13 protein-coding genes are annotated in these 14,419 nt (G+C 69.7%); 4 read left to right on the forward strand and 9 right to left on the reverse strand.

Going from position 1 to position 14,419, the window contains the following annotated elements; translation table 11 throughout:
* Positions 1-198 precede the first annotated feature (198 nt).
* The 4 genes from ACIA49_RS30945 to ACIA49_RS30960 all read right to left on the reverse strand — a co-directional run bounded on the left by ACIA49_RS30945 (position 199) and on the right by ACIA49_RS30960 (position 9,282).
* Entirely contained in the window at positions 199-1,131 is a 933-nt protein-coding gene (locus ACIA49_RS30945) for an LLM class F420-dependent oxidoreductase (protein ID WP_396381232.1), read from the reverse strand.
* 9 nt (positions 1,132-1,140) lie between these two features.
* Entirely contained in the window at positions 1,141-6,021 is a 4,881-nt protein-coding gene (locus tag ACIA49_RS30950) for a hypothetical protein (protein WP_396381233.1), read from the reverse strand.
* A gap of 64 nt (positions 6,022-6,085) precedes the next feature.
* Positions 6,086-7,255, reverse strand: coding sequence for a class I SAM-dependent RNA methyltransferase (locus ACIA49_RS30955; protein ID WP_396381234.1), 1,170 nt, complete (start codon positions 7,253-7,255; stop codon positions 6,086-6,088).
* On the reverse strand, positions 7,252-9,282 hold the full coding sequence (locus ACIA49_RS30960; protein WP_396381235.1) for an APC family permease: 2,031 nt from the start codon (positions 9,280-9,282) through the stop codon (positions 7,252-7,254). The genes ACIA49_RS30955 and ACIA49_RS30960 overlap by 4 nt, the downstream gene beginning before the upstream one ends.
* 93 nt (positions 9,283-9,375) lie before the next feature.
* On the opposite strand from ACIA49_RS30960, the gene ACIA49_RS30965 reads away from it, so the two are divergent.
* Both ACIA49_RS30965 and ACIA49_RS30970 read left to right on the forward strand, forming a co-directional pair.
* Positions 9,376-10,038: a potassium channel family protein gene (locus ACIA49_RS30965; protein ID WP_396381236.1), complete on the forward strand. Its 663-nt coding sequence runs from the start codon at positions 9,376-9,378 to the stop codon at positions 10,036-10,038.
* The gene (locus ACIA49_RS30970) at positions 10,038-10,721 is read left to right on the forward strand and encodes a potassium channel family protein (RefSeq protein ID WP_396381238.1); all 684 of its coding nucleotides are present in this window, start codon (positions 10,038-10,040) and stop codon (positions 10,719-10,721) included. Before ACIA49_RS30965 ends, ACIA49_RS30970 begins: the two co-directional genes overlap by 1 nt.
* A gap of 25 nt (positions 10,722-10,746) precedes the next feature.
* Here ACIA49_RS30970 and ACIA49_RS30975 read toward each other — a convergent pair whose 3' ends face one another.
* The 4 genes from ACIA49_RS30975 to dut form a co-directional block, all read right to left on the reverse strand.
* Complete coding sequence (locus ACIA49_RS30975) at positions 10,747-11,493, reverse strand: DUF3159 domain-containing protein (protein WP_396381239.1); 747 nt, start codon at positions 11,491-11,493, stop codon at positions 10,747-10,749.
* Complete coding sequence (locus ACIA49_RS30980; RefSeq protein ID WP_391541697.1) at positions 11,486-11,875, reverse strand: OB-fold nucleic acid binding domain-containing protein; 390 nt, start codon at positions 11,873-11,875, stop codon at positions 11,486-11,488. Before ACIA49_RS30980 ends, ACIA49_RS30975 begins: the two co-directional genes overlap by 8 nt.
* A gap of 19 nt (positions 11,876-11,894) precedes the next feature.
* A complete protein-coding gene (locus ACIA49_RS30985; protein WP_396381240.1) occupies positions 11,895-12,551 on the reverse strand; it encodes a DUF3710 domain-containing protein in 657 nt (218 codons plus the stop codon).
* Between the two features lie 78 nt (positions 12,552-12,629).
* The gene (gene dut / locus ACIA49_RS30990) at positions 12,630-13,082 is read right to left on the reverse strand and encodes a dUTP diphosphatase (protein ID WP_396381241.1); all 453 of its coding nucleotides are present in this window, start codon (positions 13,080-13,082) and stop codon (positions 12,630-12,632) included.
* A gap of 79 nt (positions 13,083-13,161) precedes the next feature.
* On the opposite strand from dut, the gene ACIA49_RS30995 reads away from it, so the two are divergent.
* Both ACIA49_RS30995 and ACIA49_RS31000 read left to right on the forward strand, forming a co-directional pair.
* A complete protein-coding gene (locus ACIA49_RS30995) occupies positions 13,162-13,590 on the forward strand; it encodes a DUF3093 domain-containing protein (protein WP_396381242.1) in 429 nt (142 codons plus the stop codon).
* Between the two features lie 30 nt (positions 13,591-13,620).
* On the forward strand, positions 13,621-13,935 hold the full coding sequence (locus ACIA49_RS31000) for a DUF4235 domain-containing protein (protein WP_396381243.1): 315 nt from the start codon (positions 13,621-13,623) through the stop codon (positions 13,933-13,935).
* A gap of 90 nt (positions 13,936-14,025) precedes the next feature.
* On the opposite strand, the gene ACIA49_RS31005 is transcribed toward ACIA49_RS31000, so the two are convergent.
* On the reverse strand, positions 14,026-14,322 hold the full coding sequence (locus ACIA49_RS31005; RefSeq protein ID WP_391541702.1) for a DUF4193 domain-containing protein: 297 nt from the start codon (positions 14,320-14,322) through the stop codon (positions 14,026-14,028).
* Between the last annotated feature and the right edge of the window lie 97 nt (positions 14,323-14,419).

Consider the following 14,419-nt stretch of genomic DNA (forward strand, 5'->3'; position numbering starts at 1 on the left):
TGGTTCCTGTTCCTCGACAGCTCAGAAACCTAGGCAGAGAACGGCGTGTGCTCATTCAGGCACGCAACAACACCCACACATACGTCACAAGAGCCGAAATTTCGGGCAGAGAACCGGCAAATTCAGGGGTTATCCGTTCAAATTGCTGTTGGCCGAAGCCGGGGTTCACCGGCTCCACTCGGCGTGGCGATGCGCGGGTCAGGAGACCTGCGGCAGGACCTCGGACGCGATCAGGTCGAGGTGGTCGAGGTCGGCGAGGTCCATGATCTGCAGGTAGAAGTGCCGGCTGCCGAGCTCGGCGAAGCGGCCGAGCTGGTCGACCACCTGGTCCGGCGTACCGCCGACGCCGTGTGCCTTCAGCTCGTCCAGGCTCCAGCCGACCGCCTCGGCGCGGCGCTTCACCTCGACGTCGTCCTTGCCGACCACCACGCGGTGCGCGGCCGAGAGCACGAGCGAGTCGGCGGCCCGGCCGATCGCCGTACAGGCTGCCTGGGCGCGCTCGAACAACACCTTCGTGTCCTCGATCGTCTTGAAGCCCGCGTTGAACTCGGTGGCGTACTTCGCGGTGAGCTCCGGCGTGCGCTTCTTGCCTGCGCCGCCGATGATGATCGGCGGGTGCGGCTGCTGGACCGGCTTCGGCAGCGCCGGGGAGTTCTTGAGCTGGTAGTGCTCGCCGCTGAACTCGTACTTCTCCCCCACCGGCGTGTCCCACAGCCCGGTGATCACCTCGAGCTGCTCCTCCAGCAGGTCGAACCGGCCGGGCGTGTCCGGGAACTCCAGCCCGTACGCCGCGTGCTCCGCCTCGAACCAGCCAGCCCCCAGCCCGAGCTCCGCGCGGCCGCCGCTCATCTGGTCGACCTGGGCGACGCTGATCGCGAGGACGCCCGGGTGCCGGAAGGTGACCGGGCTGACCAGGGTGCCGAGCTTGATCCGCTGGGTCTCGCGAGCCAGGCCGGCGAGCGTGATCCAGGCGTCGGTCGGGCCCGGGAGCCCGTCGCCGTCGCCCATCACGAGGTAGTGGTCGGAGCGGAAGAACGCGTCGAAACCGTTCTCCTCGGTCTTGCGCGCGACGGCGAGGATCTCGTCGTACGTGGCGCCTTGCTGGGGTTCGGTGAAGATCCTGAGAAGCATGCGGACACGCTATCTCGCGTTGGTATACAACTTCTGCACGTACGACGGTTGCCAGGCGGGATCACGGCTCGTCAGCCGGCGAGCCAGGTTGCCGACGTCCAGTCGGGTCTCGACCGGGGCGTCCCACCACTCGGGCACCTGGTCGTACCAACGGTCGATCCGCAGAGTCCGACCGGCCGCGTCGAGGCGCGCGAACAACCAACCGCCGTGCTCCCCCTGCGCCTCGGTAAGCCAAAGGTCGCCGAGGAGTCCACTGAGCTTGTCTGCCGCGAACTCGGGGTCCTCGACGTTCGGGGGCTCGAGGTCGAACCGGTACGACGGTGCTTCGGGGTCGAGCACCTGGACCTGGATCGTGAATCCCGAGGGGACGATCGCGGTGCGGGCGCGGCACCAGGCGTGAAGTGCGTCGAAGGCGGCCGAGTCGGCCGGCCGGGGGCGGACCCGCTCGGCCTCGGCGCGCATCGCCTCCTCGAGGGAGCCCGGTATGAGCTCGACGCCGGGACCGTCCGCGCCGACGAGGCCGAGACCCGGGATCGACATCGCACCGGGTGCGGGCAGCGCGGCGGCTGGACGCTGCTCGCCGTACGGCGTGACATCCTGCCGCTCGTCATACGTGGGTGACGACGGACGCTCGCCGTACGCGGCTCCCTCGTCAGACTCATATGGCGTTGCCTCGTTTGCTTGGTGCTGCGTTGCCTCGTGCTGGTCGTACGGCGCCGCCTCGTGAGCCGGCTGGGCCTGGTGCGAGCCGTTGGCCGGATCACCCACCTGCTCGGCGTACGCCGACTGCTGATCGTCAACCGCCTGGTCCTCGTCCCCGAAGACCGCAGGGATCACCCCAGTCGGCTCATCCGCGTCCTCAGGCCACTCCTCACCCTGAGCCGCTGAGAACTCCTCACGCGGCTCCACGTCGTACTGCGGGTCCTCGGAGTCGTTGCCATGAGCACGCGCCTCCACCTCGCCGTACTGGCTCCCACCGGACGCCTCGGCGTACTGGCTCCCACCGGACGCCTCGTCGTACTGGGCGCGGTTGCCGGACGCCTCGTACTGGGAGCGGTCGGCCGACTCGCGGTGCTGCGTTTGAGGAGCGGCGGGCTCGGCGCGGGTGTCGGCTGCCTGGGTGGGGTTCTGGTTGCGGGTCAGCGCGTCCGAGGCGCCGGTGGGCTGCCACGGGTGCTCTTGGTCGGCGGCCTGCTCGTCAGTGGCCAGGTTGGCGTCGACAGCTGGGATGACGCCAGTCGGCTCGTCGTCTCCAAGCTCGCTGACCTGCGGGGCGGGCTGGCTCGGCTCGGCGTCCGGCCACGGGGACGGGTCGCCAGCGGGCGGCGTCGGGTCCGGTGCGGGGCCAGGCTCTGGCTGAGGTACCGGTTCCGGTTCGGGCGCAGGCTCGGGATCGGCCGGGGGTACGGGCTCCGGTTGCGGCGCAGGCTCGGGCTCCGGCGCCGGATACGGCCCGGGCACGGGCTCAGGCTGCGGTACAGGCGTCGGCTCCGGCGACGGCCCGGGATGCGGGTACGGCGACGGACGCGGATCCGGCTCAGGTCCCGGGAAGGGCGATGGGTCCGGTTCGGGAGTCGGGTACGGCGACGGACGCGGGTCGGGCTCAGGTCCGGGGAACGGCGACGGGTCCGGCTCAGGAGTCGGGTACGGCGACGGACGCGGGTCGGGCTCAGGTCCCGGGAACGGCGTGGGCTCCGGATGGGGCGTGGGCGCTGGACGCGGCGTCGGGTCCGGGGTGGGCGTCGGCTCTGGGCGCGGGTACGGGTCGGGGCCCGGCGCGGGGTACGGGTCCGGCGACGGGTGAGGGGTCGGGGCGGGGTACGGGTCCGTGGGCTGCGGCCAGGGACTCGGCTGAGGCCCAGGCTGGGGCCACGGCTGCGGCTGGGGGTGAGGGTCGACCTGAGCTTGAGGGTGCTCGCCGGTCGAGGGTTCGATGATCGCGGGGATCTCCGCGGTCTCGTCATCCAGTACGTCGTCCTGGTCGACCGAGCCCGGCGCGAACGGACTCCCCGCCGCCCCGTCATCCGTCACCTGCGGCGCAAACGGACTACCAGCCGCGAGGTCGCGATCAGCACCCTGAGCGGCGTCCCCCGACGGCCCGAACCGGCTTGGCGAGGCATCGGCGTGCCCGTCACGACTCGGGGCAAATGGGGTGGCCGACGCCTGCTCTGACTCGGCGGACTCGCCTACGCTCGGCGCGAACGGGCTTGGCGAGGCATCTGCACGCCCGTCGCGGCCTGGCGCGAACGGGGCGCCCGGCGCCTGGCCTGCCTCGGCGGACTCGGCTGCATTCGGCGCGAACGGACTACGCGCCGTCCCGTCATCCGTCGACTGCGGCGCGAACGGACTACCAGCCGCGAGGTCGCGATCAGCACGCTCAGCGACCTCGCCTGACGGCGCGAACGGGCTTTCCGAGGCATCGGCGTGGCCGTCAGGACCCGAGGCGAACGGGGTGGGGGGAGCCTGGTTTGCCTCGGCAGACTCGCCAGCGTTCGGTGCGAACGGGCTTGGCTGGGCGTCCGGACGGCCGTCGGCGCTCGGCGCGGACGGGGTTGGGTCTGCCTGGTCGGACTCGTCTGCGGGCGGGGCGAAGGGCGAGGGGCCGGTGAAGGAGGCGGGAACGGCGGCGATCTCGGCGGTGGGCGCTTCGTCGTCGCCGAACTCGGCCGGCGCGGGTTCGGGAGCCGGCTGGCTGGGGTGGTCGGGGGCCGGAGCACTCGGGTGGTCGGCTTCGGTGGGTGTGGAGGCCGAGTCCGTGGCGCCGCGGTCTGGTGCTGGGGCGTCGGAGGCGTTCCGGGCCGGTCGGGACTCGACCCACTCGCCGTTGATCCAGGCGGGTCCGTCCCAGGTGTCCTCCGATTGGGGCTGGGCGTTCGGAGCGAACGGCGAGTTGGCCGGTGCCTCGTGCTCGGACGGTGCAGGCGCGAACGGCGAGTAGGCAGCGGTCGCGTCTGCTGCATCAGGCGTCGCCGCGAACGGCGACTGCTCGGCACGCGGGTCGTGTTCGGAACGCGCAGCAGGTTGTTCCGGCAGCGGCGCGAAGGGTGTGTAGGCCGCAGTTGCGTCTGGGTCTGACGGCAACGCACCCAACGGCGTCCGCGCACCCTGAGCCGGGGCGAACGGTGACGACCCACCTCGCGTTTCCGGGGGGCGTGGCGATTGGTCGGCGCGCTCAGTCTCGTTGAAGGGGGCCGGGGCGAAGGGCGATTGTGACGGGGGTTCCTCGGCAATCGGTGCAAAGGCACCCACTGCCGTCGCATCGGGGTCAGCAGGCGCGAACGGAGACTGGTCGGCGCGTTCCGTCTGGTCAGACGGGGCTGGGGCGAAGGGCGACTGCTCGGCGCGCGCTCGCTCGTCCGACGGCGACTGCCCGCCCCTCGCGTCCGGGGCGAAGGGCGACTGGCCTGGGCGCTCAGCGGAGATCGGGGCGGAGGCGTTCGCGGCGTCTGGGTCAGATGGCGCAAAGGGCGACTGCTCAGCGCGCGCTCGCTCGTCCGACGGCGACTGCCCGCCCCTCGCCTCTGGGGCGAAGGATGACTGGGCGGCGCGGGCTCGCTCGTCTGAGGGCGACTGCCCGGCCCTCGCGTCCGGGGCGAAGGGGGGCTCGGCGGGGATGGGGGCGAAGGCGTTTGCGGCTGTGGCGTCCGTGTCTTCGGGGGCCGGGGCGGTGGGGGCGTTGGTGGTGTCTTGGAAGGGGTTGTACTGGTTGGTGGCTTCGGGGTCGGACCAGGCGGGTTGTTCGGCGGTTTCGAAGTCCTGGTCGGGGGTTGCTGCGGCGGGGGCGTCGGCGAAGAGGCTGTTGAAGAAGTCGTCGCCTTCGTGGCGGCCGTCGCCTACGCGTGGGGGTTCTGAGGAGGGCAGGCGGTTGTACGGGAGGCCGTTGTCGGGGACGTCCGTAGGCACGTACGAGCCGGGAGCGGGGGCAGCAGCGCGAGGCGCGGCAGGGGCTTCGTCTTGCTTGCGGCGGCGGAGCCAGCCCTGCTTCTTGCCGACGACGCCGTACTCGTCCTGCTTCGGCGCCTCGTCGCGACCGAACGGGACCTGCTGGTACGACGCGGGCTGGTCGGCGACGATCGGCGTACCACCGGTGTCGGTGGCGATCGGCTGGCCGGTGAACGGGCTGATTCCAGGGGGGACGACGAAGGATTCCTCTTCGTCGGCCGCCGGCCGGCCGTCGGGTGTTCCAGTCACGACAGGCTCAACGACCGAACCCCTAGGCGCGTCAGGCTCCGGCGCAAACTTTTCCGGGACCGCAACACGGTCGCTGAACATCGCCGCGGCCGCAGCGCCCGCGGGCAGGTCCGGCTGCATCGGCGACCGCGGGTTGATGTTGAACGGCGCGAAGAACGCCGCGAGCGCCTCGACCGTGATCGCTCCCCCGGCGCGGATCAGCGCCACGCCGTGCGGGAGCAGCTCGTCGAGCCCGCCGAGGTAGTCCGCCCACTCGGCGACCCACTCGATCATTTCGCGGGCGGAGTCCTCCTCGGAGGTGATCCAGCCGCCGATCTGCAGGAAGCCGTCGGGTATGGGTTCCCACGGGTCACCGTCGTACGCCGCGCGCGCCCACGTCCCGTTGAAGGCGCCGTAGACGAAGCCCAGCTCCCCCGCCGCGAGCCGCTGCCGCACCTCGGGTGAGCCGATCCACTCGGGTGAGCCGGCCAGCAGGTCGGAGCCGGCGGTCTGGCTGTGCTGGGTCTGATAGCCGAACAGGACGGCCCGGCCGTCGCCGGGGCGCTGGAGGCGCAGGATGGAGCCGGTCTCGTCCTGGTGGTAGTACCCGTCGACGTCCGCATACCACCGGCGGTCGAAACCGGTGGCGTGGGACACGGCGGCCAGCGCACTCCAGCGAGCGCGCAACTCCTCCGGGTCGTCGAGATCAACGAGCGGCATTCAGGTCTCCAGCGCATTGGAATCCAGAGCCAGAACGCTACCCCGAGACCTGAATGCCCACCACTCAGCTGTCCACAGGCTGCAAAACGGCGACGCATTCGATGTGGTGTGTCATCCCGAACAGGTCGAACGCCCGCAGCGACGCGATCCCGTACCCGAGCCGCCCGAACGTCTTCAGGTCCCGCGCCAGCGCCGCCGGGTCACACGCCACATACGCGATCCGCCGAGGCGTCAGCGCCGCAATCCGCCGTACGACGTCCTTCCCGGCACCCGTCCGGGGCGGATCCAGCACCACGAGGTCGACGTGCTCGAGCCCCTGACCTGCAGCCACGTTCAGCACGCGGTCGACGTCACCGGACTCCAGCGTCACGGTCGGCAGGTCGTGCAGGTTGCGGCGCGCGTTCTTCACCGCGTCCTTGTCGCCCTCCACCGCGAGCACAGTGCATCCAGCCTCGGCCAGGAACGCCGCAAACAGCCCCACGCCTGAGTACAGGTCGAGAGCCGACTCACCCGCCGCAGGCTCGAGTCCGCTCATCACAGCGTCCACCAGCGTCTCCGGAGCAGCCGGGTGCACCTGCCAGAACCCACCGGCCTCCACCCGGAACCGCCGGTTCCGCACGACCTCCACAACCCGGCCAGCGGGCGCAGAGTCCGTGACCACCGCGGTCTTGCCCTCAGACGACACAACAGCCTGTACGGACGACACTCCCGGCCAGCGCTGCGCCAGCACATCCGGAGTGTCCGGGTGAGCGATCAGACACTTGTCGATCGGGATCAGGTCGTGGGAGCGGTGTGCACGCATCCCCGGCCGCCCGTCGACCACGGCGTACCGCTGTCGCGTCCGCCAGCCCAGACCGTCGTCCCCCGGTGACTCCATCACCACGGTCCGCTCGATCCCGCCGATCCGCCGCAGCGTGTCGGAGACGACGGTCGCCTTCAGCCGGCGCTGCTCGACGATGTTGGCGTGCTGGAAGTCGCACCCGCCGCACAGCCCAGGGCCGGCGTACGGGCACGGTGGCTCGATCCGTTGCGGTGACGGTGTCAGCACCTGTACGGCGTCGGCCCGCAGGTACTTCGCGGTCTGCTCGGTGATGCGGGCGTGCACGAGCTCACCTGGCAGCGCGTGCCGGACGAAGACGACCTGGCCCTCGTGCCGGGCCACACAGTGGCCACCGTGCGCCACTGGTCCCACTTCCAGCTCTACTACCGTCCCGACGATGTTCTCGTCTGTCACCGATCTCCTGACGCCTTACGGGGCCCTCGACGTACCTGTCCGGCCACTCGTTCCTCCCGGTCCTGCCGTTCCTCCGCTGCCTGCGACGAGATCAGCTGGTAGGGAACGGACGTAACCATCACACCAGGTGTGAACAAGAGCCGGCCCTTGAGCCGCAGTGCGCTCTGGTTGTGCAGCACGTGTTCCCACCAGTGCCCGACCACGTATTCGGGGATGTAGACCATCACCACGTCCCGCGGCGACTGCCGCCGGATGTCCCGCACGTACTGCAGGATCGGCCGGGTGATCTCCCGGTACGGCGACGCCAGGCGCTTGAGCGGGATCGGGATCCCCATCCGGTCCCACTCGGCCTGGAGGATGTCGGACTCGTCCCGGTCGACGTCCACCGTGACCGCCTCGACCGTGTACGGCCGGGCCGCCTTGGCGAAGGCCAGCGCCCGCAGCGTCGGCTTGTGCAGCTTGGAGACCAGCACGATGGCGTGCACCCGCGACGGCAGCATCAGCGTCTCGTCACCGTCCACGGCCGTCTGCCTACCGACCGTGTCGTAGTGGCGGTGGATGCCCTTCATCAGCAGGAACAGCGCGGCCATCGCGATGATCGCGATGTAGGCCCCGTGGGTGAACTTGGTCAGCAGCACGATCACCAGCACGATGCCGGTCATCGTCAGGCCGACCGTGTTGATCACCCGTGACCGCATCATCTGGCGCCGCTTGCCGCCGTCGGTCTCGCTCTTCAGGTGCCGCGTCCAGTGCCGGATCATGCCGAACTGGCTGAGCGTGAAGCTGACGAACACCCCGACGATGTAGAGCTGGATCAGCTTGGTGACCTCGGCGTCGAACGCGATGATCAGGCCGATCGCGCAGAGCGCCAGCAGCACGATCCCGTTGCTGTAGGCGAGCCGGTCGCCGCGGGTGTGCAGCTGCCGCGGCAGGTAGCCGTCGCGGGCCAGGATCGAGCCGAGCACCGGGAAGCCGTTGAACGCGGTGTTCGCGGCCAGCACCAGGATCAGCATGGTCGCGCCGATCACCAGGTAGAACCCGGGCGGGAAGTTCGAGAAGACCGAGTCGGCGATCTGCGCGATCACCGTCTTCTGGGCGTAGCCCGGGCCGACCGGCCGGCCGTCGGGTCCCAGCAACTGGGTCGCCGGGTCCTCGGCGAACCGCAGCCGGATCTTGTCGGCCAGGAACAGGATGCTCATCAGCATCGTGACGGCGATCGTGCCGAGCAGCAGCAGCGTGGTCGCCGCGTTCTTGCTCTTCGGCTTCCGGAACGCCGGTACGCCGTTGCTGATCGCCTCGACCCCGGTCAGGGCCGCACACCCGGACGAGAACGCCCGGGCCAGCAGGAAGACCGCAGCGAGCCCGTTGAACACCTCGTGACCGGGTTCGGGCCGGACCTGGAAGCCCGAGCTCTCCGCCATCGGCAGGCCACCGACGGCGTACCGGATGACGCCCCACAACGCCATCCCGATGACGGCGGCCATGAAGATGTACGTCGGGATCGCGAAGAACGCGCCGGACTCGCGGACACCACGCAGGTTCATCGCGGTGAGCAGCAGCACCAGGCCGACACCGAGCGGCACCTCGTGACCGGCCAGGAACGGGAGCGCGGACTTCGCGTTCTGCACCCCGGACGAGATCGACACGGCCACCGTGAGCACGTAGTCGACCATCAGCGCGCTGGCCACGGTCAGGCCGGCCGTCGGGCCGATGTTGACCGTGGCGACCTCGTAGTCGCCACCACCGGAGGGATAGGCGTGCACGTTCTGCCGGTACGACGCGACCACGACGAGCATCACGAACGCGACCAGCAGGCCGATCTTCCAGGAGAAGCTGTAGGCGGCCAGACCGCTGATGGACAGGGTCAGGAAGATCTCGTCAGGTGCGTAGGCGACCGAGGACAGAGCGTCACTGGCGAACACCGGAAGGGCGAGCCGCTTGGGCAAAAGCGTCTCACCCAGCTGGGTGCTGCGCAGTTTGCGACCGAGCAGCAGCCGTTTACCGATATCGCCGAGAGCGGGAGTCACACGGGAGATGTTAGAGGGAGCCTGGTACTCCTGTAGCGTCTAGCCCTGCCGAACCGACCAGTGTGCCCTGTTGGGGCAAGGAGTGATCAGCGAGTGCACGTCGTCATCATGGGCTGCGGCCGCGTCGGGTCGACGCTGGCACGAACCCTGGAGAAACGTGGCCACACGGTCGCGATCATCGACCAGTCCGCGGACTCGTTCCGCCGGTTGAGCCCGAACTTCACCGGTCGCACGGTGACCGGGATGGGCTTCGACCGCGAGGTGCTGATCGAGGCCGGGATCGAGGGGGCCGAGGCGTTCGCCGCGGTCTCCAACGGCGACAACTCCAACATCCTGGCCGCGCGTGTCGCCCGGGAGAACTTCGGGATCGGCAACGTCGTGGCGCGGATCTACGACCCGGGCCGGGCCGAGGTCTACCAGCGGCTCGGTATCCCCACGGTCGGCACCGTCCGCTGGACCGTCGACCAGATGATCCGTCGCTTGCTGCCCGAGGGCTCCGAGCCGGAGTGGCGCGACCCCTCGGCCACCATCCGGCTGGCCGAGGTGCACGTGCACAAGGAGTGGGTCGGCCGGCTCGCCCTGGACATCGAGAAGGCCACCGGGGCCCGGGTCGCGTTCCTGACCCGGCTCGGCGAGGGCTTCCTGCCCAAGGCCGACACGGTCATCCAGGAGGGCGACCTGGTCCACGTCGTGATGCTGGAGCGGGACGCCGCCGCGATCGAGTCCCAGCTCGGCACCAAGCCTGAGGAGCTGTGATGCGGGTAGCCATCGCCGGGGCCGGCCAGGTCGGCCGGTCGATCGCCAGCGAACTGCTGGACAACGGCCACGAGGTCCTGCTGATCGACAAGGACCCGCGCGCGATCAAGGCCGAGTCGGTGCCGCGCGCCGAGTGGCTGCTGGCCGACGCCTGCGAACTCTCCTCACTGGAGGAGGCCGCCCTGCAGCGCTGCCAGGTGGCGATCGCCAGCACCGGTGACGACAAGGTCAACCTGGTCGTCTCGCTGCTGGCCAAGACCGAGTTCGGCGTCCCGCGAACCGTTGCCCGGGTCAACCACCCGCGCAACGAGTGGATGTTCAACGAGGCCTGGGGTGTGGACGTCTCGGTGTCGACCCCGCGGATCATGTCCGCGCTGGTCGAGGAGGCGGTCTCGGTCGGCGACCTGGTCCGCCTGTTCACCTTCCGTCAGGGCGACGCCAACCTGGTCGAGCTCACGCTGCCCGAGGACTCCCCGATGATCGGCCTGCGGGTCGGCGACATCGACTGGCCGCTGGACACCGCCCTGGTGTGCATCCTGCGCGAGGGACGCGTGCTGCGGCCCGAGCCCGACGGCACCCTGGAGCTCAACGACGAACTCCTGTTCGTCGCGGCCGACGAGACCGAGGAGCAGCTCGAGGACATGCTCTCCCCGCACCACCGCCGCAACAACGGCAACAGCTAGCTACGCAACACCCCGGAGGGCCCGCTCAGCTTTCGCGAGCGGGCTCTTCCTTCTTGGCCTCGGCCTTGTCCTCGACATCGTCGTCGGCCGGCGCGGGCGGAGGCGGCTGGGTGCCCTTCAGCAGGTGGGTGAAGTTCTCCTTGACCTCGTCCCACTTGTCGTCGGGCATCGAGCCCCGCAGTACGGCGTACGCGGCCCAGAGCGTGACCGCGTAGAACGGCAGTCCGAGCGCGATCTTGGCGATCCCGAGCGCGTTCACACTGTCGGTCAGGTACAGCGGCACCATGATCGCGAGCCGGATCCCGACCTGCGCGGTGAACACCATCGTGACCCGGTTCAGCGCGCGGAACAGCACCTCGTCCTGGCGCCAGGCCAGCCAGGTCTGCGTGATCGCGCCGTACAGGAGACCGAACAGCGGGTACCGCGTGATCAGCGTGATCGCGTAGCCCACGAAGAAGCACGAGTTCAGGATGATGCCGGGCAGGAAGACGTCCTCGGCCTGGCCGGTGCGGGACGCGGTGAAGGCCGAGATGCCGACGCCGAAGAAGCCACCGATCACGTTCGCGATCGGCTGCTTGCGGACCAGCCGGAACACGCCGACCACGGCCGCCGCCGAGATCGCGACGATCAGCGCCAGCTTCAGGTCGTGGTCGCTGAACGCGTAGACCACGGTGAACGCGATCCACGGCAGCCCGATGTCGACCAGGGTGCCGATCCAGCCGAGGACCTGCTGGGTGTTGCTCTTGGGCGGAGTGACCGCGGTCTCAGCCATGCGCAGCCGTCGGCCGGAGCTCGTAGCGCGGGTTGAACATCACCCGGTCGCCGTCGACGACCCCGATCCGGCCGGAAGCGGTCAGCTCCGAGCCCGGGTGGATGCCGGCGATCTTGCGCCGGCCCAGCCAGACCAGCTTCACCGTGCCGGTGCCGTCGTACAACTCACCCTCCAAGGCCGGTACGCCGCCGCGCGGGCTGAACGTGATCGTCCGCAACGTGCCGTACAGCGTCACGACCTCGCGGTCGCGGCAGCCGGTGATCGACCGCGCGCCACAGTCGTGCGCGTAGTCCTGAAGGACCTCTGCGTCCTGCTGGTCCCGGTCCCCGGCCAGCCCACGGAAGGCCCGCCGGAACAGGCCCGCGGGTTTCTCGCTACCCATGACTCTGATTGTAGTCCGGCTACGCCTGCTCGGCTTCGCCACCGACGGGCTCCGCGCCCGGCGGGAGACGCAGCGGCAGGGACTCACGCACGGCCATCGGCTCGTCGCCGCGGACGACGATCACCTCGCGCAGCGTCTGCTCGAGCGGCGGCGCGACCTCGGGGTCGACCGCGGCGCGGCCGAGGATGGTGGCGCGCAGCAGCCAGCGCGGGCCGTCGATGCCGACCACCCGGGAGGTCTGGCTGTAGATCTTGCCGTCGGGGTCCTCGACCGGCACGACCAGCACCAGCTCGGTGCCGAACCCGGTCTCGGTCTCGGTGGCGGTACCGCCCATCCGGGTCGCCTCGCCGGCGATCTCCTGCCGGACCTCGTCCCAGATGCCGCTCCGCTTCGGTGCGGCGAAGGCGCGCAGCTCCAGCGCCGACTCCTCGACCACCAGCAGGATCGCCTGCACCGCACCGGACTGCTCGTCGACCTGCAGCCGCAGCTCCATGCCCGGCAGGCCGCTGATCACGAGGGCGCCGAGGTCGATCCGGTCGTCGGCCTCGAGCAGCTCGGGGTCCACCTCGGACGAGTCGAACGGACCCTCGGCCCGGGGCTCCGCCGTACCGGTGGCCGCCTCGTCGCCGGTCTCGTTCTCGAGGTCTTCGTTCTTGCTCTTCCGGCGGAAGATCACAGCTCTTGCCTACTTCCTGAATCGATTGGTACGGCGGCGGTAGTCTCCCGCATCAGTGGTGTCACCCGTCGCACCTGATCAGCGTGTCACATTCCCGAAGCCGCCGGTCGAGCCGTGGCCACCCTCGCCGCGATCGGAGCCCGGCAGCGTGGTGACCTCGACGAACCTGGCCTTCTCGACCTGCTGGATCACCAGCTGCGCGATCCGGTCGCCCCGCTTCAGCGTCACCTCGGTGTGCGGGTCGAGATTGATCAGGCAGACCTTGATCTCGCCCCGGTAGCCCGCATCCACGGTGCCCGGTGCGTTCACGATCGACACCCCGTGTTTAGCGGCCAGTCCGGACCGCGGGTGCACGAGGGCGACGTACCCGTCCTGCAGAGCGATCGCGATGCCCGTACCGACCAGGCCGCGTTCGCCGGGCTTCAGGGTGATGTCGGCCACCGCCACCAGGTCCGCACCGGCGTCGCCGGGATGTGCGTACGCCGGGATCGGCAGGTCAGGGTCGAGTCGCTGGATGAGAACCTCGGTCACGAGAGGCGACCCTACCGACGCGCTCCGAGACGTCGCATGCCAGGCTGGGCTTGTGGGTGTTTACCGCGAAAGACTGAGCGTGCCGGTGTCCTGGTGGATCATCTCCGCCGCTGCCGTGGTGACGCTGTTCGCCATCACGGCCGTCCCGGTCAGCCTGCTGGCCGGACTGATCGTCGCCGCCGTCGCAGTGGCCGTGCTGCTGACGCTCCTGCTCCGGTACGGCGCCGCGCGGGTCGAGGTGGATGCCGAACGCCTTCGTGCCGGCAGAGCCGTCATCGAACGCGCTCACCTGGGCGCTGCCGAGGCTCTGACCGGTGAGGCGGCCCGGAACGCCTTCGGCCGCGACTGCGACCCCAAGGCCTACCTGCTGCTGCGTAGCTACGCCCCTGGGGCGGTCCGGGTCGCGATCAACGATCCGAGCGACCCCACGCCGTACTGGGTGCTCGCCACGCGGCACCCCGAACGGTTGGCAGCAGCTCTGAGCGGGCACAGCGTGACAAGATCCTGACTGTCAGGCAATTCGCTAGGAGGGCATGTCGTGGTCGGAGCCAAGATCGGTTGGAAGCTGGTGCAGGCCGCCTTCTCGATCGCAGTCGGTTTAGCCGCCAGCAAGGCGGTCAGCACCGCTTGGAAGCTCGGCTCGGGCGGTAAGCCGCCGAAGAAGGGCCAGGGCGGGTACCTCGAAGTCGCCGCCTGGGCAGCCGCCAGTGCGGCGGCCACCGCGGTGGCGACGGTGTTCGCCGAGCGCCAGGCAGCGTCGTACTACCTGAAGTCCACCGGCCACGCCCCGCCCGGCTGGGAGCAGGACGCCACCGTCCCGAGCGGGCTGGTCAAGAGCATCGCCAAGGACTGATTCGGCAGCGCTGTTTCAGACACGACTACGGGACCTTTCCCATCCGGGAAAGGTCCCGTAGTCGTCTACTGACGAAGAGAGGGCGCTCGATCAGACGCAGTCGCGGCAGATCAGCTGCGTTCCCTTCGTCTCTGCAAGCTGGCTGCGGTGGTGCACCAGGAAGCAGCTCGAACACGTGAACTCGTCGGCCTGGCGTGGCAGCACCCGCACTGCCAGTTCCTCGTGACTCAGGTCGGCACCGGGCAGCTCGAAGCTCTCGGCCGCCTCCGCCTCGTCCTCGTCGACCTTGCCGGAGTTCTTGTCGTGACGGCGAGTCTTCAGTTCCTCGATCGACTCTTCGGAAGCGTCCTCGTCCGTCTTGCGCGGGGCGTCGTAATCAGTCGCCATGGTGTTCCCTGCCCTCTTCGTACCCGTGGTGTTGCCTTGCTGAGCCCTTGAACGGGTGGAGTGGCCGAGAAATTCCGCGCTGAAGCACCGCGCCGAA

Source organism: Kribbella sp. NPDC051587 (genome assembly GCF_044453945.1).
Taxonomy (GTDB): Bacteria; Actinomycetota; Actinomycetes; order Propionibacteriales; family Kribbellaceae; genus Kribbella.

Coding starts and splice junctions, on each gene's coding strand:
- ACIA49_RS30980 (WP_391541697.1), bottom strand. CDS start 11,875: ATGGGTAGCGAGAAACCCGCGGGCCTGTTCCGGCGGGCCTTCCGTGGG.
- ACIA49_RS30950 (WP_396381233.1), bottom strand. CDS start 6,021: ATGCCGCTCGTTGATCTCGACGACCCGGAGGAGTTGCGCGCTCGCTGG.
- ACIA49_RS31005 (WP_391541702.1), bottom strand. CDS start 14,322: ATGGCGACTGATTACGACGCCCCGCGCAAGACGGACGAGGACGCTTCC.
- ACIA49_RS30945 (WP_396381232.1), bottom strand. CDS start 1,131: ATGCTTCTCAGGATCTTCACCGAACCCCAGCAAGGCGCCACGTACGAC.
- ACIA49_RS30970 (WP_396381238.1), top strand. CDS start 10,038: ATGCGGGTAGCCATCGCCGGGGCCGGCCAGGTCGGCCGGTCGATCGCC.
- ACIA49_RS30975 (WP_396381239.1), bottom strand. CDS start 11,493: ATGGCTGAGACCGCGGTCACTCCGCCCAAGAGCAACACCCAGCAGGTC.